We start from the raw sequence: 19,113 nt of genomic DNA, 5'->3' as shown, positions 1-19,113 counted from the left end.
TGATGGCTGATTTTGTAACTAATTCAAGAGTGGTGGATTTGTTTGGAACAACCAGCATTTGATATTTTTGCTGTGTAATGCGCTGTAAATCTGTCGGTTATTTTGCATAAACACGGGGTTGGGGCTTTGACTTTGCATAAGTATGGCAAAAAGCTGGGGCTTGAGTGGTAAACCTTCTATGCACTGATAAATCTGAGAAATATTAAGTGCCAAGATATTTGGGTTACGACTGTGATTGAGTCTATGTAAGCCATAGCTATTCACACTTGCCCAGAAGTCATTCAACATTTTATTGTTGATAATATTTTTTGTTTCTAAGGATAAACAAGCCACTGGAAGGATGTCACGGCACAGAGTCGCTTTATTATGCCAAATGACTTCAGCATGATGCATGAAGCCATTCTGGTCATAGTGGATCTGACTCACGGTATAGATAGGACCACCTGACTTGAGTTGCACTACTGCACCAACATGAATACTTTCATTCTGGTCATGCAGGTTGTAAAGCATAGCCGCCATTTGGTTAAAGGTGTTGATGTAGGCTTCTTTAATTTTAGCGGCTGCTGCTCCAGTAAAACCCATAACCAAAAACATAAAACCGTCTTTGGTCATTTCGTACATGGGTAATTTTCGACCCGTACTATCCAGATATTCACTAAGCGTAAAATTGCGCTCAGTGAAATCAGTTGAACAGTCTAAGCTTTCAAGTTTACGTAATACATCCTTGTGCTGTTTGTTGAAAATATCCGCCACTTTGCGACTGGTAGTTTTGACCTGCTGGTCTTGAATAAAAACTGCGTCATCAATATGTGCAATTGCGCTCATGGCTCACACTCCCCAAAACAATAATGAGAAGACGATAGAACATGCTGAAAAGAATATGGTGGTGTCTAAGATGTTTTTAAAAATTTGTTTACGTTTAAGTTTGCGCTGGCGTTGTTCATACGCTTGCAGGTCGTAAATAGGGGAGTGTTCTTTTACGTTATTTTGAGTGCACGAATGTGTAGAAGGGAATGAGTTATTCATGGCTTTTCCTATATATCAAGTTAAAAACCTGACACCAAGCAATTTCCACAAAGATTGGTGACAGACTGAACAGGGGTGGAAATTTACCGTTATATAGGAAACGGCTGCCCCGAAGGGCACCCTGTCCAGCCTGCCATAAAAGGCATAGCCGAATTTTACACAAAAAAATAGCCCATGACGGACTTTTTGCGCCTATATAACTTTTCAGGTTTCCACGCCTGACCACAGATTTTGCTGTGGTAGTCAAACTCTAACAGTGTTAAAGTGTTAAAGTCAATTGTCTTTATAAGAATTATTTTTGAGGGGGGCCTATGGATTTAGATCGACTTAATTACAATGCAAATCAAAGTAAATTAGGCAATCTATTTTTAGGATTTTTTGAAGGTTTGTTTTTAGATGGTCGAGTAAGGATACAAGAAATTGAAGCCTTGATTAAGTGGGTAGAGCAATATCCTGAGGCTGTAAATGTTCCGCATTTTGATAACCTTTACCAAGTTTTAGTAAAAGCTGCTGAAGATCCAGAATTTTTGTTGTCACGTCATCAAGAAGTTCAAGCCAGTTTAGATACATTTAAAAACTCGAAATATTTTAAAGAACATACTGGTGATGTGCAGCGATTACATGGCGTATTGGCAGGTTTATCCTGTGATCAGGATTTTACAGATGATGAATTAATTGCTTTAAATACTTGGCTAAATCAGCATGATTATTTAAAAGATGATCCAATTTATAAAGAGCTGTTAGTTGCTTTAAATCATGTTCGAGTTTTAAACCGAGTAAGTGTAGACAGTAAAGAAGTCTTAAAAATTACCATTGGCAAGTATGTTCAACTGAATAATTTTGGTCTGCCAAATTTAGTCGTGACCAGTACCAGTGATAATCAGAACCCTGATTTTTACCATGGCAATGTAGAAATTATTGGTAAAACCATTTGCTTAACTGGTGCATCGAATAGATATACCAAAGCTGAATGGAAAGATGCCATTGAAGCCAAAGGTGGAATTTTTAAAGATGATTTAACCAAGACTGTTGATTATCTTGTAATTTGTAATAAGGGAAATCCACACTGGGCACACATGAGCTATGGGCGTAAATTTGAACAGGCTTTGAAGTGGCAAAAGGACGGAGCGAATATCCGTATTTTAACTGAAGATGATTTTGTGAATGTATTAGGGGGGTAGTGATGAAACATAAAATTGAGAAGATTATTCAAGATGAATTAACGCAACTTAAATGCACACGATGTGGTACCGAAGATACATTTAAAACATTTGATGATACCGATAAATTTAAAAATCACACATTAGCAGGTGATTGGGAACAAGGCATGACAACTAGCCTGACATGTAAAACCTGTAACCGTACAACTCCTTATTATAATTGGAGTGTGACAGATTATTTTTATGAATAAAAAAGCCCCGAAAGGGGCTTAATTATTGGAGCTGAAAACGTGTCACGCCACGTACAGCATATTGATTATTTTGCTGTCATCCTGTTGTTATTATAACCGTTTTTTTAAAACCAGCCTACTGTGTGAAGAAATAATAATGCACTGCCGATCACACCCAGCATAGCACCGACTAAAAAAGGATAGAGCCACATTATTTTTATCCTTTACGTTTGGTTTGGGTTTGAATAAATGCACAGCTTGGTTTGTTATTTTGCCGAATTAAACTTTCAATGCGTTTGGTATAGCGGTCGAACAAGTACCAGATGATGATTACCACGGCAGCCGATAGGTTTACAAAAATTAAAATCAGAGCAGTTTGTTGGTCCATTTTTTATTTTCCTTTGTTTATTCATCTTGTGATGTGCATTCAGGGCAAGGGCATTCGATAGGATCTGATGGTTCAGCGATAATGACTGGCATGACGTTCTTCCTTGGTCTTGCATTCAATACATAGCGTGACACCCCCCAGCTTCTGTCGTTCTAGGGGGATGTCATTTCCGCATTCTTCACATTCAGTCAGTGATGGTGCGCTGTAATCACGTGGCTTGATGTTGACTTGGTTTAGTTGGTTTTCTTGTGCGCGGTCAATTGGATCAGACACATGCTCCCCCTTTTCCTTGTTTTGCTAATGACTTAGGAAGATGAATTTCAGGGTTTGGCATTGCAGAAGGGGATAGTTCAGCATCCCAAGTTAAAAAACCTTGAGCTGTAAAACCACAATGTAAATTGGTGCATTGCCCGTATAAGCGTTTTAAAAGTGGATCGACTTGTTCGCTTGAACGGATCCAAAGAGATTCGCCGCAATGAGGGCATTTATTACTTATCGTACGTCCTGGTTTAGACATTTTTTTTGCTGCCTCTGCTGAATAAATAATATTCAACAAATATACAACAAAATTACGTTATATCTAAAGTTTCTATTGTAAAAGTTATTAAATATCGTTATTTTGGTTTTACCCATTTCATCCTGACTTCGCCCCAAAGTCAGGATTTTTTTTGTCCTATTTTTTGGCTTTGTCTATTTTTTCTTGTTCACGTTTTATTGCAACCATGGCAGTTTTTTTATTCTTATATTCTTGGGTGAATTTTAATGGTTTTGATTGATCTCCACTTGTTAATGTTTTAGTTTTGCCATTTTCCCTGTAGTAAACAATGACACCGGTATAATCTGCATAATTTTTACCAGTGCGCTTTTTGGTTTTGGACTTTTCTTTTTCTTCTTCAGTCTTTTCTTCTTTGCCTTCAAACAGTGTCGATACATCATCGGCATCGGGCAGCTGCACTTCAAGTTCAACTGATGTGGTGAAGCCATTGTCATTGAGTGAATGGGTGACGGTTGTCCCTAACCAGATAATGTCATCAATTTCAGGTTTTAAGCCAATGAATTCGAATTCTTGTTCAGGGATTAAGGTGGGATCGCCAAATGCCAAGGTATATGTCAGTTTTTGGGCAGTACGTTTACAGCGATTGTATTCCGCATTGGCTGCCAGTTCAGCGGTGGTTTTATCCCGATGCACATAGCGGATCTCTTTCATGTTGTCTTCACTGTCACCGACCACCACATGCAATTTCTTGGCTTTGTTTTCAGTGTAGTAATAGGCTTTGACACCTGTAATATTGTCCGTACCTGTGCCATTGGTGTAGTTGTGCTGATCGCCCTTATTCCTAGTGATTTGCACACGTGGTAGGGCTAAACCTGAAACCGTTTGACTTGCACCACGTGGTAATAAAATCAAATGCCCATTTTTCACGGTGGCAATTGCGTCATTTTCATCGGCAATACGTGTAATGAGATTGGCATCAGATTCATTCTGAGCAATGTATTTAATTTTTTTTGATGCGAATTTTTCATGAACAATGACTTTGAGTTCATATTCAGCACCAACCTTTTCAAATATTTCTTGAATGGTTTTGTCGCTCCAGCTGCGTTCACGCTTTTGTTTTAAACCTTCTGATACGTCATTGGCCATGGCAGAAATACTGAGTACATCTGGTGCGCCACGATGGGATGTGGAATCCACTTTGTATTTGCCTTTGTCAAATAAACCAGTATTGGACCAACCTAACCAGACCTGAATGATGGCACCTTTGGGTGGAATACTGAGCATGCCATCTGCATCATTCAGTTCGATGTCCACTGAATCCACCACAAGCCCACGATTGTCTTTAATACTCAGTGACATTAAACGTGAAGCCATAAGGGATGAAATATCGACACCATCGACTTCAACTCGAAAAATGGGGTAAGGATATTCCGTCATTTTTTCAACAGAATTTAATGCCGTACCAACGACGTTCATGACTTTATTCAGCATTATAGAATCCTATTCAGTGCGCCAATACCCATGCCGATCAGGGTGCCTAATAAGGTCGGTTGCCAGTCGCGTACAATGGTCAGTTTTAAAGTGAATTCAGCTTTTCGCGCTGCCCCATCTTTAAAGAAATAGGTTTTGGTTTCATCTAAATCATTGATGATGACTAAGCCATAAATCTTGCCTGTGCCTTCAATTAAGGTATATGCCTTGCCTGTATCCCCCATTTGTCTGAGGGTGTCTAATGTGACGCGACTTCCTGTCAATTCGTGGTAAATCACGCCTTTAAGTGTAATGACATCTTCACCTTTACCAATAAATTGATAGGCAGGAGAGTCTCCGACACGGCTATTTGAAGGGTGTCGCCAATTGGTGACACGTTGCAGTTCTTGATATGACGCTGTTCGTAATGAGAAGACAAACAAGCCTAGAGCCATCATCATGTGTCTTTACTCCGTGTCTGTTAAAAATTTACGTTTTTTCATCTGCTGTTCTTCAGCCACTCGCTGGAGTTCCTGACGCATTGCTTCAGCCGTTCCTTTGACCACGGATCCATCTTTGACATGAATATGCACTTGAATCGTGTCTTGGCTGATATATGAACGTGGGTTATTGCGACCAACATTGATGGGTTTGACTGGCTTGGTTTGGGCAGCAGTATTGACCACACCTTGTGTGGCGGTGGATGTTGCTGCAATTGGTAACCCATTTGCATTGGCAATACCGTTGGCCATGCCTTGCATGGTATAGCCACCAATGCCCATGAAGACACGTGAGGGTGAATGAATGCCTAGAATGCCCTTGGCTTTATCAATCACGCCACTGACAGCACCTGTGATAGCATCTTTTACGGCATTTACTTTGGATAAAATACCGTTCTTGAGCCCTTCTAAAATCATGGCACCAAAGCCGGTAAACTTCGCTGGAAGATCCACACCGAACCATGACAGTACTTTTGCAAATGCTGAATAGAACAGTCCGATTGGACTCCAATTGATGATCAGTGCTGAAATTCCGGTGATACCACCATTGAATGCGGTCTTAATGGTATTCCAAATGCCAACAAAGAATGCTGAGATCGGGGCCCAGTTTTTATAGATAAGCAAGGCAGCACCAGCAATGGCAAGGACAATCCATGTAATTGGGTTGGTCAGTAACGCCATGCTCATACCTTTGGCGGCTAATGCAACGACACCAAAGCCTTTCGCAACCATCATCATTGGTCCAAAGATTGCGACTAGACCAATTGAAAGGGCAGAAAGACCACCAACGAGTAAGGCTCCACCTGCGACAATTCGTGCAATAGTACTTGCTAGTCCTGGGTTTGCCTGCGCCCACGAAGTCACTTTCTCAGTGATGCTGGTAAAACCTTCAATCATGGTTTTAAATTGGGGTGCAAGTTGTTCACCGAACAATGCAAGTAAGCTGGTAAAAGTACCACCAGCAGCATCTTTTAAATTTTTAAGTGTACTTAACTGGGCATTTACACGAGTTTGTAAGTCTGCTTGCGCCTGCATTTTAGCAACGACTTCATCATATCCAGCCTTACCTTTGTCAATTAAAAGGTTTAAGGCTTGAATTGTTTCTGCATCGTTGCCAAACATATCACCCAAAATTGGCAGCCGTTTTTCGGTACTTAATCCTTTTAACTTTTCAAGCTGTTTATACATATTATCTAGACCACCGAATTCACCTTTACCATCTGTGAAATTCATGGTCAGTCCAGTCTTGCTGTCCTTTAACGCTTTTTTAATTCCATCTGTATCCATCATGGACTTAAAGATTTTACTGAACGCATTACCAGCACTTTCGCCAGCCATCGCTGCCTGATCTGCCATAACAAGTAAAGGTGCCATAGCTTTTGCACCTTCCAATCCTTCTTGTTTTATGGTTTTCATACCAGCAGAAAGCTTTGAAAAACCTTGTAGCATATTGCTCTTATCGACACCTAAATAGTAACCTCTTTGGATTACGTCCATTAGAGAAAGCATGTCTTTTTCTGCTGTTTTGGTTGCATCTTGCATCTTCGCGGCAAATTCAGCAGCTTCTTCGAATGGCATTTTCATTTGAACACCAAGATAACCAGCTGCCACACCTACGCCACCGAGAATTGCTTTGGCAGAAATACCTTGCTGGATAAGTACAGCCATCATGTTTTGGAAGTCAGCTGTTGTACCAGGTAATTTTGTTCCAAGGCTATTCGCCAATTTATTGATTTCGCCATATTCCTTGGCTACTTGCCCATTGGCTTGCATCATAGATACACGTAGCCCCATTGCAGCATCTTCAGCATCTTCGTATTGTTTAAGTGAATATCCCATACCAGCAATAGCAACTGCACTTACAGCCAATCCCTTCTTGGCTAATTCACTGGCTTTATTCATGCGCGTTTGCATTTCTTCATATTTTTTTTGAGCCTTTTCATGACGTGATAGAGCTTCTTTTTGTTTATTTAGTTCCATGGTGGTCAAATGAATCTTATTTTTAAGATCCGATTCTTCTTGATTCAACCGATCCATCTGAATTCCAGCCTTGTTGAACTCCTGAGCCATACCGGTCAATTCTGTACGTTGGTTTTTTTGAACGGCAGTCAGGCGTTTATGTGCAGCTTCAGCACGTGCCAATGCTGTGACATTTTCCTGAACTTCAGGATTGATTTTGAGTGCTGCTTTTAATTCAGAAATGGTCTGTTTGTTTTTGGCCAATGCCTGGGCTGTTTTTTCAGATTGTGCGGTGAGCTGACGGAAACCTGAAATTTTGCGTTGTTGTGACTCTAGTCCCTTCAACTCTGAATTCGTTTTTTTCAAAACATCTGCCATAGTTTTAGAGCCACCAATGATTGTTTTGATGGGTCCAGATACTTTATCAACAGCATTAAATAGGACTTCTAATTTTAGTTTTGACATTGGTGGACTCTTTTATACAGTGGTTTGATGACGCTTGAGCGCATGGTGATGCCATTTACTTAATTCGGTGATGTCCATGTCATCGTATGCGCTGGGTGGCCAATGAAAGATGCAGGCAATGTTGGCAATCGCTTCATCTACGTCATCGACCAGTTTTATTACTGTTCCTCTTTGATCGCTTTCTGTACTGCTTGTGGGTACAAAAAAGTGACCAAGTAACCTCCTAGATTTGCAAAATCGACTGGATCTAGTTCAAGCACTTGCTGTGGTGTTAATGCAGGTGTGGTGACACGTGGTAAAACTTTGATTAATGCGTTTACGTCGTGCTGATAGATGGCTTGTAAACTGACACCGCTTAGTGCTTTGACGTTGGGTTTTCGGATGGTGATTTCAGTAATAGTATTGCCACCAAATTGAATTGGTTGTTCAAGCTGAACGGTTTCTTGGTTTGGGTTTTGAATGAGTTGCTGATTTAATTCTTGATCTTGAGTATTCATGTTGCATTCCTAAAATAGATTTGAATCAAAAAAACCTTGCACAGAACGAGTCCATGCAAGGGCAGGAAAACTTATAATCCGATTGCTTTACGTTGTGCTTCGAGACGGTCTTTGCCATCTACAACTTCTTTGAAGCCAAGCACGTCAATTTCGATTTCAACTTTGCCGTTGACTGTGAGTTTGTAATAAGCACAGTTGGTCACGACTTTATGTTCAGTGTCTTCACCTGGTTCAGAGTCACCGCCATCAATTTCTTCATGACGACCACGAACCACGACTTCCACTGCATCGACTTCGCCTGTGTCATCACGTTGATAAGCACCAGCAAAACGCATATAAACACCGTCAACTTTTTCAAGACCGAATTGACGCAATGTGAGCAGGTCTAAACCACCAAAAGTCGATTCAAGTACAAGACCATCATCGCCCATGCCCATATCAATTTTTAATGGAGCATTCATACCGCCACCGCGATAGTCTTCCATTTTGCGTGTGAGCTTCGGCAATACGACCGTTTTGATTTGCCCTAGATAACTTTCACCTTCGTTAAATAGGTTCATATTTTTGAGTTTACGAGGAAGGCTCATGCATCAACTCCTATGCAGTGATCGTTGAAGCGAAGTCAGCCAAATAGCTGTCTGTAATACGCTGACGGAAGGTGAGGTCTTCAAGCGGTGGCACTGGGGTATAGTCATAGTCGATATACAATTTGCCGGCTTTGAGCGTGTCTTTTGAGTTCAGCTCTGGGTCATACCAAGCATCGCCCCCCATCAGATAACCTAGGCGTGTCCATTCACGTTGTTTAGCTTTGATACCTTCCAACATGTCGTTGACCAATGAACCGTGCATTGGTTTATCAATGGCCCACATGTGTGCTTCTGCAATCGTGTCAGCCATGATCTGTGCTGTACGTGTGTAGTTTTCAAAAGCAAAGAGTGGATCGTCTGAACAGGTACGTGAGCCCCAGAAACGGAAGCCGTCATGCTGAATCAGTGTGGTGATTTCGTTGCTGTTGAGATAGCCAGCATCTGTTGCAGGGTCTTGAAGGTCCCAAGTCACATCGGCATCGATACCGGTTACACCGTTCACTGCCACGTTTGATAGGGTTTTATGCCAACCGATTTCGTTGTCGATCTTGGCACGTAAGCCCATCGCCACTGCAACTGCAGGTACAGTTTCGGTTTGCGCTGTGTCGACATTGAATGCCACGAAGTTTGGCCAAATCACCATGAGTTCACGCGCTGCAAACGCATCACGATAGGCAACCACTTCTTCTTTGGTTTTGCATCCCCAAGCATAGACATAGGCAAAGGCACGAAGTTTTTTTGCAATGGTTGCAAGTTCAGTGGCAACAGCTTGAGTATCTAAACCTGGTGCACCAATGATGCGTGGCTGTACGCCTAGTTTTGCTTTCGCTAATAGCAATGCTTTTGCACCGGTATATTTACCAGTAGCGTCTACGGTACCAATGACGTTTGCTGTTTGTGCTGCTTCATCTTCAGCAGCTGCAACACGTACCACGACGCAAATTGAATTGGCTTGGTTGGCCATTGCTTGCAGTGCTGTTTTTAGTGTGCCGTTGGTACCGGCTTTTGCAACTGCAGCTTGGGTGTTTGTAATGAGCACTGCCGTATTCAATGGGAAAACGGTTGCATCTGCATCTTCTGCAGTGGCAATGAGTCCTTGAACAGCAGTGGCAATGGTTCGGATCGGACGTGTACCTTCGTTGATTTCAACGACACGCAGTCCGTGGTGGTATGAATCTGCCATAAAAAAAGCCTGTTTATTGAGGTTTTATTTCAACAAACAGGCTTGCATGGGTCTTAATAAAGCCCAAGTGTATGGGCTTGTATTAAGTGGGTTTTACAAACTATAAACCTAATATTTTATTTTTCCACATTTCAGGTACAGATATTCCTTTATCGGATCTTGTTAAAATATTTTGATCTATCATTGTCTGTGATGAAATGACGTTGATGATATGTGGACTTGTATTCAAATCATTACGTTGAATTAACTGAGCTGCACTGGTTCCATTGACTACTGATTTGGACATGATCAAAGTTAATTCAGAACAACCATTATAATCTGGATAAATCAAAGCATAACCAAAATTTAGATTCAAAGTGCTTGATACAAGTTCTATTGTATTTTTTCCGTGTTTTGACCAAAATATACCATTTTCATATGCTACATCTGAATTGACATAGTTAATGTCTGGCCTAACAACATTACAATTATTAATCGTTATGTGAGAATTATACAAAACTTGATAAGAGTTAAAAGTTAAAGTAGGTTTATTTGCTGAATTCAATGGCTTAATATAAATATCACAATAGATGTTGTGACCTAAAATCGTATAATCAGAATTATCTAAAATAATAATTTCAAAAGTCTTGTGCTGATTTAATTTCGTGTTTTTGTCTGAAAACAAATATTGACTAGTAATACGATTTAAAGCTTCCTCTACACTACTTAAAGGTGCAGAATTAATCACACCGCTATTATTATTACTCCCAGATGTTGCTGACACATAATATGTATTATCTGAATTTTTATATTGAATGCCACGAATATAGGTATTTAAATTTAGCGGCACATTTAATGTAGAATTCCATTGACTTAGTTTTTTTATCACTTTGTCAGAAGTTACACCTGTTTTATTGTAAGCATCTACTGTTGTATTGCTATTTGCACCAAGTAAATAAACATAATCATCACCATGACCGACATGATTACCTATACGAATTGTTCCTGTGTAACCAACGTAAGAATATTTAGAGTTTCCTTCCGTATATAATGTTTGTAGATCCATAGTACCTGCACAAGATGAGAAACCAACATCATTATGCTCACAAATAATTGATCCACCACTCGCCCCAAAGCTGTAACGTGATACTGCCCCGAAAACTGTTTCAATATTATTTAATGTCGTATCCGTATCCGTATCTGAAGCAAAAAAGTTAATAAAATTGACATCTGGAAGTGGAGACAAAGCACCTTTCTTGTTGAAGTATCCATCTAATTTAATACCATTGCTATCGAAATCTGCTAAAAAACCACACTTGTAATGTAATGTTTTTAAATTAAATTCTGATTGCCAAGATGCATTTGTTAAAACACCATAATCAAATCCATTTGTATACAAACGAATAAATGATTGAGGTGAGTTTTGTAATCGTAGACCTATCAAACACCTTTTTCCAGTTGCTGTTACAATTGAAAAATCACGTAATTTAATTCCATGCGTAGCTGATACTAAGCCGTTGTCATACATTGCACCCGTTGTTTTCTCATTAAACGGAACACGAGTGCCATCTTTTTTCCAGTTAGCAGATGAAATTGCAGGTTTTAATGGATCAGAAAAATCTGCAACAATTCGTGATGCATCGTTTACATTAGCAATGTTAAAACCTAGTTCACCTGTGCCTTTAACAACTGAATAAGCTCCAACCCAAATTGTATCTGAGATAATATATGGACGTGCTTTGAGCTGTAAAATATATGAACCACCAATTTGATTACTCGAATTTACAGATCCTGTCCATTTTGTAGGACTAATAAAATTTAAAGCATTTTGTAAAGCAGTCGTTGCATCTTTACCTTCTCTTGCACCCCACCATTCTGCTTCAACTTTTATTTCATCCCAACTGCGATACCAGCCATCAAAAATTGTACCATCGTCATTTTCAGATATTCGATTTTGATCAAACGTGAAAACCCCACCACCTGAATAAGGTTCTGCTAAAGCAAAATTACCAGAATCACGACTGAGAACTTTGACAGTCATGCCGTGATAAGGTGTAACATCCATTAGATCTGCAATAGTTTCTACCGTTTTCTGATATGCCAATAGGGCATCATTTAATTGCTGAATTGTTGCTAGAACAATATCTGGATTAATAATAAGTTCAAAATTTGCGACGTTATCTATTTGTAAGACGATACGAATCGTCATGATCTTTGCAGTACCATCAGCTGCAGTAGGTTTATATGATGATGGATAATTTGCGTAAGCAACTAAAATATTATTTGCCCAGAGTCCTACTTCACGAATCGTAAAACCACCAATTGCTGATGCAATAACAGCTTCAGCTTGAAGCCAATTTTTATTTTTAGTATCTGGCGCTAATTTATTAAGCTGTGTCCGATAGACTTCATTAACTAAACTATTTCGATCTGCATCTGGAATTGGTTCACTACCATTACCATCTCCAAAGGACATATGTGTTACACCCAATTTTGTGCCATTCTGAATTGCTTCACGAAGTAGCTCCAAACCTTTGGTTGTAAATACTGAATAATATTTTTCATTCGCCATGATTAATTTCTCGGATAGATTGTGGTTTCGTCATGTCCGTAAAATGCAAATATAGGACATAGAATAGGGGTTGCATCTTCAAGCTTTGGATAAATCGTTATGTCTTCACCGCTATATGATGAGCTACCAACATTTGTGTCACTTTGAATAGCGATTACATTAACTTCGACACCTCTTAATTCCCTTGTTAATGGTTTTGCATCATATAAAAGCTCAGTTAGAGTTTTATAAGTACTTTCATTCAGAGAGTTGCCGTTGGTATCAATAGTGATTTGAAACGTTCCGGGCTCATTCGTTGGGATTTCTTGCCACCATTCATGTACAGTTAATGAATAGCCAAAACTTTCAACAATTTTTCTTAATGCGTAATTTGTACCTTTATGCCGATGAACTTTAATTGAGTTTTTAATTTGGGCTCGTTTTACTTCATCCGGCCAATCATCTTGCCAACGATCCACACTAAATTGCCATGCTAGGATTGATAAGTAATCAGAAGGTGCATCATCAATTCGAATTAACGATGATAGGTCGCCATTCATATCGAAGGCTGATGCTGATACTTCAGTAATTTTTTTTTCTAATTGAGTTGTATTTGGCGGTAATAGATTCATTTTTCACCTGCAATTGTTAAATTAATATTTGTGCAAGTTGCAGCCTGAAAATTATTTAAAATAATTTCCTCGCTAGGTGAAATAAGTTCAACTCGGTCAACTCCAGTAACTTTAAGCGCAGAATAAAGATCAGAAAAATAAACGCCTTTACCTAGTCGTTTGGATGTATTGACGTAAGAAGATATGCTGTCCATAGCAGCAGCAAATACGGTGTCAGTTTCTGGGACATTATTAATATGAAGTTTTGCCTGGATTTGAAATTCAATAATTTCAGCTGATTGAACTTGAACACGATCACCAGTCGGTCGCTTAGTTTCACCAGACACATAATTCAAAACAATATTATTTAACTCAGGCGTTGACGAATTATTATCAGTATCACGTTGCAAAATTGTGAGTAATGCATGTGCAGGTGCAGGGGAGCTGCATTTCACATCAGCAACACGGCTATCTGCAGAAAGTGCGTGATATTCATAGGCTGATTCAGGACCAGCAGTACTCAAAGCATCTAATTTTTTTTGAATACGGTATCGGTAATCTCCATCAGATTCGTAGATCGCAGGTGAAGGCGGTGTTGTTGTATTGTCGGCTTCAGAAATAACAAGCCGAGCAACATCATAATTTGCGCCCCAAACATCGAGATCTTCTTTCTTCGCAAATGCCAATTGAGTGGCTAGGGCTTTTTCATTAATTTGATTACGAAGAATCATTTCACGATAGGCGTTCTCCTGTAATAACTTGGTTACAGGTTCACTTTCTCGATTCAGAGTTTTTCGAATATTGTCCTGCTGGTCTTGCGGATATAACGAAATAAAATATTCTTTACGATCATTAAAGATCGACTCAAAGTCGATAACATCAACAAAGTTTGGTTTTGGAAGTGAACTAAAATCGACACTCATGACGTAGATCCAAAGTTAAGTGGAATGCTTAAAGACTGTTGCTGATTGTTGTCGACCACATTGCAGTCAATTTCCAATTCAAATGAGCCGCGACCAACCTGGTTGATCGACACTGAATTCAGGGTGATTCTGTCTTCCCACTGCAGTAATGCTGTGGCGGTGGCTGCATAGAGTTGAAGCAAGGTGATTTCATTGAAAGGGGAGTCAATGAGCTGTGGTAGCAATGAACCATATTCACGACGCATGATTCTGGTGCCGATGGGCGTGGTCAAAATGTCCTGAATGGATTGACGAATTTGATCAATTTCTGTTTCGAGTTCACGACCGCTTTCACGTGACATCATTACTGTGGTCCTCCAGTGGTTCCACCGCTATCACCCGGGTGAGTATGCCCAGTGAGACTGATACCACTTGCAGTGACATCACCATCTGAACTGAATGTTCCTGAAGAATGACTGCTGCCTTGAACTAACTGACTGCCACCAACGGTATTGTTTCCTGTCATAGCCGTACTGCCATTCACTTGTAAATTTCCATTGATGGTCGTATCACCGTTGACAGTGACACCACCATCAGCAGTCAAAACAGCTGTGCCACCTGAAGGTAAAACAGCAGATAAATGATGTGTTGCAACGTCATAGGCAATGACACAGCCATCTGCAAACATACGGATTTTTTTGTTGAGATCATCAGAGGGTGCAGGGTGGTCGTCGTTATAAAATCCATATAAAACGAAGCTTGTTGGACCAATATCGCCACATGGTGAAATGACCACACATTCTTCATTGATCGATGGCATATCCCAAGTTGCATCGTCACCGGAACGAATATTTAGGCAACGGATTTCCGGTGTCTCTATATCGCCTAAATTGACGATGACACGTGGAATAGGTTTAGACGGATTGATGGTCTTGATGGTTCCAAATCGAACAATATTTTCAAGACGACGGTTAGCATCTGCATTCATGCAAACACTTTGCGTCAAGGACTAAGCCATTTCAGCTGATGGGGCTTGTATTAAGTGAGTTTTACAATGTTCAAAACTTAAAGATTGATATGTTTTAAGAATGAATCTTCAATCAGTTTTAAATCCTGATCTGTGAAGCCTAAAAGTTCTCGTTTTGGATAGACCACACTTGGTGCGCCACGTTCAGCACGATCTTTTAAACCTTCCTGGTGTACTTGTGCAATACGTGCAACACGTCCCACAAAGCCAATCGCAATGGCATCCGCATTGCTGAGCAATTTTAAATGAGCAGTATTTTTTAATTTGGTGAACATTTTGCGCTTAATTTTGCCTTTTTGTTCACGTAGGCGTTTGCGCCTTGGGGTGTATGTTGAACCATCAGGGTTTTGTTGTGCAGAAATACGTTTGCCCTGATTTTTTCTTAGATCACGACCGATCTGTTTTGAAAGCTTGGCACGTTCACCCACTGACAACCGTTCCAAATACGGCTGTAAGTAGGTGGCAAGTTCTTCAACATTGTTCGTCATGGGTTTCGACCTGTCGGTGGCATATCTAATGACCAACCTTGTTTTTCAACCGTGGTCCATGAAGCAATGACTTCACCCGATGGATCGATGACTTCAAAATCAGTGGCAGGTTCAAATTCTGTGTACTTCGGTTCTTCAGGATGACTGAGTTCTAATTTGCCGTCTGACAACTTTTTCACGACGACACGTTCAGTCAGTGGAATTTGAAAGTTAATGTCATATTTACTGTTATCAATCAGTTCAGCTTCAAAGCTGATTGCTTGTTTGCCTTTCTCATGGTTGGCCATCAATTCAGGCTGATTTTCTGCAATCCACGTGAACAGCACGACTCCAATGACATCAACATCACCGGCATAGTCAGTGATGACCAGATCCAAGGTGTATGACATTTCAAAACTAAAGCCACTGACCATGGTGCTGCGAAGGGAACCATTGTTGGTGAAGATCAATAAACGATCCTGATCAGGACTCAGATCAGGAATCGCGTTGAGTAAATATTCTCTTAATTGATTGGGCTTTTTCATGCAGCTTTTGCACTCTTATAGTTTGGATCGAGGCGGTTCATCACACGTAAAAACTTAGTGTCATAGCCCAGTTTTTTATAGTTTTTGCCGTTATACAGTGAAAAAACTACATGCCAATTTTCTTGACGTAAAGCATCGATCAACTTCCAATCTTTATCATCGACTTCACCAGACTTGGTTTCACAGTAACGAAGGAATGCTTCAAACTGAAGGCTTTCACTTTGTTTATGCTGTGCTACAAATTCCTGAACAGATGCATAACCTAGTGCTTTCCAATTTTCACCCATGAGCTGGAAACGTCCCCACGATGCCGACTGTAATGCACATGATTCATCAAGCTGCTTGGCTTGACTTAAACGTGTGTACTCAGCAGATCCACCGTGATAACCACCTGTTTTGGTATTCACAATATTCGGATGTTTGGCCATGAGTGCATTGGCTTTGGTTTTACCGAATTTCTGATTCAAATAGAAATACATGCGATGACGTTCAAATAGAATTTTAGGCTTACCATTTGGCAAGTAACCTTCACCCAGCGTTTCAACTTCAGCAATGGCTTTGATTACGATGACAGGCACACCCAAACGTTTGGCACCTTCAACTAAATCACTTTCTTTTAAAAGTTTACTGGTGCATTCACCACGTAGGGCTTTTAGTGTGTAGTCACCGACCAATCCATCGACTTTCAGATTTTTCAGTTTCTGAAATTGAATCACGGCATATTCAGTATTTTCGCCAAAGTCACCATCAGCAATGAGTGGTTTCTTATTTTTACCAGTCATGCCATTTTTAATCAGCAGTTTTTGCAATTCAGTGACGGCTGAACCTTTTGAACCTAATTTTAAAATGCTCATGGTGTGCTCCTTAGCATTGAAACGACATTGCCTTTACTTCGAAAAATAAAGACCACTAAGAACACCGCGAGAATGGCATCCCAAATCGTGACCGGATCTTTAATGAAAATGATATGAATACTTTGCGCAAGGAATGCACCGATCAGAACAACTGCAAATAGTCGAAACGAACATTTTTGCAGGTGCAATCGATCAAAACATAAAATACGGAATGCACATGCCACATAGCACAGCACGGCAACGATGGAAAAAATTGTTTGTGCCAATGGCGACAACATGAGTTGCATCATTTTTTATTCTCCTTTCCAAAAGTGTTGGACAGGGCAGAAAAGAACTTTGAAGTGGTGTTGAAGATCTCAGTCAATGTTGACTTGTTCACCCATTTCATGACCTTCACCAAAACAGGCAAGGCAAACATGCTGGTAAAGCAAGCAATGACAGTGTGGCTGTTCACACCAGTTCGGTTTGAAATTTCAGGGGCTAAGGCATAGCCCAAAGCAACGGACAACATGAGCGAAAAAATACGTTTTCCATAGCTCAGTGACACTTGGGTATATGCTAAAAATGCTGCACCAATTACTGCACCAAACAGTGCATCACCATTCACGAAAGGAAGGAGTGATACCAAGCCGGCAGAAGCGGTAATTGCGACAGTCGTTGATGTGGTTGGTTCAGCCATATTTTTTGTTCTCAATCCCAAAGCTGAATGCTTTGCGTTTTATTTTGTTGTGTTTGAAGTTCTGGTAACTGAACCTTTGTCCCCATCGGGAGAAATGGACCAAATTCAGACAAGTGTGGATTGGCTTCAAGTACTGCTTCGACCACACCAGATGAACGTCCGTAGTTGCGCCAACAAATAGCATCAACAGTGTCATTCTGAATGGCATAAACAGTTTTCATTTAGACCAGCTCCACATTCAAACGACGAATTTTTTTTAAGTCACGAATAGCGAAGCGCAGATCTCGACGGTAATCATCAATTGTTGGTGTCAGATCATCTGCTTTTTGGCCACCATTGTTGTTGGTGTCATAAGCACGATACTTTTCAGTCAATTCAGCACCAACCGCTGCTGCAACGGCACGGAAATACAGAACTTCAGTGATTGGCTTTTCCACCCCTTTGGTGGTGATGGTTTTTAGACTGATTTCAGCAAGTGATGCTGCTTTTGATGTCAAGGATTCGAGCTGATCATTGACTTCAATGATGGCTGATTCAATTGCAGGAATTAAACGCTGATCTGTGATACTTCCATCAAAGCGCAATGCTTCACGAATGGCTTTGCTAGATATGCCAGGGAAAAATGAATCACTGGTGATGACAACTTCTTCATTGTTGCGGTTGCCGTTTGCAATTAGTCCGGTCATTGTCATTCTCAAATAGTTGAGGGGTGGAGAATTGAGTTTGTAATTACGCATAAAAATGTCATTACAGCGTCAATTCTGCCCCTCGGTTGGCGCGGGGCACTCGTTACGTCGGATGAAACATCAAGTTGCCTTGATCATCGACGACCTGTGAACCATCAGCATTTAGCATCGGTTCAGGTGAATTTTTTAATTGTTCTTTGTAAAGCTTTTCAGCCTTTTTCAGATCAGTTTTACCGCCACAGTTTTCATTTTTTGCAATCGCCATTTTGAGGAATGCAACGGCTTCAGATCCACGATCTAACTGCAGGAAAGTACGACCAATACCTAAATATAATTTGGCGCGAATCTGGTCATGCATATCGTAATCAGCAGTTAATTGAGTGGCTTTTTCAAGAACATCAAGTTTAAAGACTTGGCCATCTTGATAAGCTTTGTGTGCAGCATTACCAATTTCTTCAGCAACAATACTTGCAGTACTGCGACTAAATGAATCAGGCATTTTTAAGTTTTGTTCTAAAGCATATTCAGCAAGGCTTAAACCTTGATTGAATAGACCACAGTCAAAGCACCACAGCATGATGGTGGTAATGACTTCATCCTGTTCAACTTTTGCGCCTGACTGAACCACACCCAACACATAAGGCATATGCTTTGGAATCAGTTCTTTTTTCGCTTCAGCACGTTTTTCTTGTGACTGAATTGAACGTAAAACATGAATGTCATTTTTCAGTTCGGTCAGTTGTAATTGGTAGACGCTTGCGTCTGGACGTACACCACCAAATTCATCAGCCTTGGCAGCTTCAATCGCTGCCTTGGCTTTCAGTAGGTGTCGTCGAGCTGGACTCAACATA

27 protein-coding genes are annotated in these 19,113 nt (G+C 40.4%); 2 read left to right on the top strand and 25 right to left on the bottom strand.

What is annotated here, in order from left to right; translation table 11 throughout:
• Window positions 1–18: 18 nt before the first annotated feature.
• Window positions 19–825: a Rha family transcriptional regulator gene (locus tag AC4CUZ_RS18055; protein WP_490748027.1), complete on the bottom strand. Its 807-nt coding sequence runs from the start codon at window positions 823–825 to the stop codon at window positions 19–21.
• A gap of 3 nt (window positions 826–828) precedes the next feature.
• Window positions 829–1,026: a hypothetical protein gene (locus AC4CUZ_RS18050; protein ID WP_490748026.1), complete on the bottom strand. Its 198-nt coding sequence runs from the start codon at window positions 1,024–1,026 to the stop codon at window positions 829–831.
• Window positions 1,027–1,337: 311 nt separating this feature from the next.
• Between AC4CUZ_RS18050 and AC4CUZ_RS18045 the strand changes: the two genes are divergently transcribed.
• Together AC4CUZ_RS18045 and AC4CUZ_RS18040 are read left to right on the top strand one after the other, a co-directional pair.
• The gene (locus AC4CUZ_RS18045; protein ID WP_490748025.1) at window positions 1,338–2,207 is read left to right on the top strand and encodes a BRCT domain-containing protein; all 870 of its coding nucleotides are present in this window, start codon (window positions 1,338–1,340) and stop codon (window positions 2,205–2,207) included.
• A gap of 2 nt (window positions 2,208–2,209) precedes the next feature.
• Window positions 2,210–2,437 carry a hypothetical protein gene (locus AC4CUZ_RS18040; protein WP_439036068.1) on the top strand — a complete coding sequence of 76 codons (228 nt, stop codon included), beginning with the start codon at window positions 2,210–2,212 and terminating at the stop codon, window positions 2,435–2,437.
• Window positions 2,438–2,633: 196 nt separating this feature from the next.
• Here AC4CUZ_RS18040 and AC4CUZ_RS18035 read toward each other — a convergent pair whose 3' ends face one another.
• From AC4CUZ_RS18035 to gpM, 23 genes are all read right to left on the bottom strand, one after another.
• Window positions 2,634–2,804: a hypothetical protein gene (locus AC4CUZ_RS18035; RefSeq protein WP_490748023.1), complete on the bottom strand. Its 171-nt coding sequence runs from the start codon at window positions 2,802–2,804 to the stop codon at window positions 2,634–2,636.
• A 72-nt stretch (window positions 2,805–2,876) separates the two neighbouring features.
• Window positions 2,877–3,077 carry a TraR/DksA C4-type zinc finger protein gene (locus AC4CUZ_RS18030; protein WP_490748022.1) on the bottom strand — a complete coding sequence of 67 codons (201 nt, stop codon included), beginning with the start codon at window positions 3,075–3,077 and terminating at the stop codon, window positions 2,877–2,879.
• On the bottom strand, window positions 3,070–3,321 hold the full coding sequence (locus AC4CUZ_RS18025; protein ID WP_004670219.1) for an Ogr/Delta-like zinc finger protein: 252 nt from the start codon (window positions 3,319–3,321) through the stop codon (window positions 3,070–3,072). The genes AC4CUZ_RS18030 and AC4CUZ_RS18025 overlap by 8 nt, the downstream gene beginning before the upstream one ends.
• A 156-nt stretch (window positions 3,322–3,477) precedes the next feature.
• On the bottom strand, window positions 3,478–4,791 hold the full coding sequence (locus tag AC4CUZ_RS18020) for a contractile injection system protein, VgrG/Pvc8 family (RefSeq protein WP_490748021.1): 1,314 nt from the start codon (window positions 4,789–4,791) through the stop codon (window positions 3,478–3,480).
• Complete coding sequence (locus tag AC4CUZ_RS18015; protein ID WP_490748020.1) at window positions 4,791–5,231, bottom strand: phage tail protein; 441 nt, start codon at window positions 5,229–5,231, stop codon at window positions 4,791–4,793. The genes AC4CUZ_RS18020 and AC4CUZ_RS18015 overlap by 1 nt, the downstream gene beginning before the upstream one ends.
• Before the next feature lie 6 nt (window positions 5,232–5,237).
• A complete protein-coding gene (locus AC4CUZ_RS18010) occupies window positions 5,238–7,694 on the bottom strand; it encodes a phage tail tape measure protein (RefSeq protein WP_490748019.1) in 2,457 nt (818 codons plus the stop codon).
• Window positions 7,695–7,706: 12 nt separating this feature from the next.
• Entirely contained in the window at window positions 7,707–7,814 is a 108-nt protein-coding gene (locus tag AC4CUZ_RS18005; protein ID WP_228198849.1) for a GpE family phage tail protein, read from the bottom strand.
• A gap of 38 nt (window positions 7,815–7,852) precedes the next feature.
• Window positions 7,853–8,191: a phage tail assembly protein gene (locus tag AC4CUZ_RS18000; RefSeq protein WP_490748018.1), complete on the bottom strand. Its 339-nt coding sequence runs from the start codon at window positions 8,189–8,191 to the stop codon at window positions 7,853–7,855.
• 71 nt (window positions 8,192–8,262) lie between these two features.
• A complete protein-coding gene (locus tag AC4CUZ_RS17995) occupies window positions 8,263–8,778 on the bottom strand; it encodes a phage major tail tube protein (protein WP_099336587.1) in 516 nt (171 codons plus the stop codon).
• 10 nt (window positions 8,779–8,788) lie between these two features.
• Window positions 8,789–9,961, bottom strand: a complete 1,173-nt coding sequence (locus tag AC4CUZ_RS17990) for a phage tail sheath protein (RefSeq protein WP_004670224.1) — start codon at window positions 9,959–9,961, stop codon at window positions 8,789–8,791.
• A gap of 100 nt (window positions 9,962–10,061) precedes the next feature.
• Window positions 10,062–12,512 carry a phage tail protein gene (locus tag AC4CUZ_RS17985; protein ID WP_490748017.1) on the bottom strand — a complete coding sequence of 817 codons (2,451 nt, stop codon included), beginning with the start codon at window positions 12,510–12,512 and terminating at the stop codon, window positions 10,062–10,064.
• A 2-nt stretch (window positions 12,513–12,514) separates the two neighbouring features.
• On the bottom strand, window positions 12,515–13,123 hold the full coding sequence (locus AC4CUZ_RS17980; protein ID WP_490748016.1) for a phage tail protein I: 609 nt from the start codon (window positions 13,121–13,123) through the stop codon (window positions 12,515–12,517).
• Complete coding sequence (locus AC4CUZ_RS17975) at window positions 13,120–14,025, bottom strand: baseplate assembly protein (RefSeq protein ID WP_490748015.1); 906 nt, start codon at window positions 14,023–14,025, stop codon at window positions 13,120–13,122. Before AC4CUZ_RS17975 ends, AC4CUZ_RS17980 begins: the two co-directional genes overlap by 4 nt.
• Window positions 14,022–14,369 (bottom strand): GPW/gp25 family protein, encoded by a 348-nt coding sequence (locus AC4CUZ_RS17970; RefSeq protein ID WP_253173490.1) that lies wholly within the window; start codon window positions 14,367–14,369, stop codon window positions 14,022–14,024. The genes AC4CUZ_RS17975 and AC4CUZ_RS17970 overlap by 4 nt, the downstream gene beginning before the upstream one ends.
• Window positions 14,369–14,992, bottom strand: a complete 624-nt coding sequence (locus tag AC4CUZ_RS17965) for a phage baseplate assembly protein V (protein WP_490748014.1) — start codon at window positions 14,990–14,992, stop codon at window positions 14,369–14,371. Before AC4CUZ_RS17965 ends, AC4CUZ_RS17970 begins: the two co-directional genes overlap by 1 nt.
• Window positions 14,993–15,069: 77 nt before the next feature.
• The gene (locus AC4CUZ_RS17960; protein ID WP_002060551.1) at window positions 15,070–15,519 is read right to left on the bottom strand and encodes a phage virion morphogenesis protein; all 450 of its coding nucleotides are present in this window, start codon (window positions 15,517–15,519) and stop codon (window positions 15,070–15,072) included.
• Window positions 15,516–16,043 carry a phage tail protein gene (locus AC4CUZ_RS17955; RefSeq protein WP_490748012.1) on the bottom strand — a complete coding sequence of 176 codons (528 nt, stop codon included), beginning with the start codon at window positions 16,041–16,043 and terminating at the stop codon, window positions 15,516–15,518. The genes AC4CUZ_RS17960 and AC4CUZ_RS17955 overlap by 4 nt, the downstream gene beginning before the upstream one ends.
• Window positions 16,040–16,897 carry an N-acetylmuramidase domain-containing protein gene (locus AC4CUZ_RS17950; RefSeq protein ID WP_490748011.1) on the bottom strand — a complete coding sequence of 286 codons (858 nt, stop codon included), beginning with the start codon at window positions 16,895–16,897 and terminating at the stop codon, window positions 16,040–16,042. Before AC4CUZ_RS17950 ends, AC4CUZ_RS17955 begins: the two co-directional genes overlap by 4 nt.
• Window positions 16,894–17,187 (bottom strand): phage holin family protein, encoded by a 294-nt coding sequence (locus AC4CUZ_RS17945; RefSeq protein ID WP_002060568.1) that lies wholly within the window; start codon window positions 17,185–17,187, stop codon window positions 16,894–16,896. Before AC4CUZ_RS17945 ends, AC4CUZ_RS17950 begins: the two co-directional genes overlap by 4 nt.
• Window positions 17,184–17,576: a putative holin gene (locus AC4CUZ_RS17940; protein ID WP_002060577.1), complete on the bottom strand. Its 393-nt coding sequence runs from the start codon at window positions 17,574–17,576 to the stop codon at window positions 17,184–17,186. The genes AC4CUZ_RS17945 and AC4CUZ_RS17940 overlap by 4 nt, the downstream gene beginning before the upstream one ends.
• An 11-nt stretch (window positions 17,577–17,587) precedes the next feature.
• Window positions 17,588–17,797, bottom strand: coding sequence for a tail protein X (locus AC4CUZ_RS17935; protein WP_004670236.1), 210 nt, complete (start codon window positions 17,795–17,797; stop codon window positions 17,588–17,590).
• Window positions 17,798–18,262 (bottom strand): head completion/stabilization protein, encoded by a 465-nt coding sequence (locus tag AC4CUZ_RS17930; RefSeq protein ID WP_490748010.1) that lies wholly within the window; start codon window positions 18,260–18,262, stop codon window positions 17,798–17,800. It lies immediately after the preceding gene.
• 103 nt (window positions 18,263–18,365) lie between these two features.
• Window positions 18,366–19,112, bottom strand: a complete 747-nt coding sequence (gene gpM / locus AC4CUZ_RS17925) for a phage terminase small subunit (RefSeq protein WP_490748009.1) — start codon at window positions 19,110–19,112, stop codon at window positions 18,366–18,368.
• Window position 19,113 lies beyond the last annotated feature (1 nt).

This window comes from Acinetobacter sp. 789_lipA (genome assembly GCF_058242845.1).
Note: the sequence above shows the minus strand (reverse complement) of the source record. Positions and strands in the feature narration are given on the sequence as shown.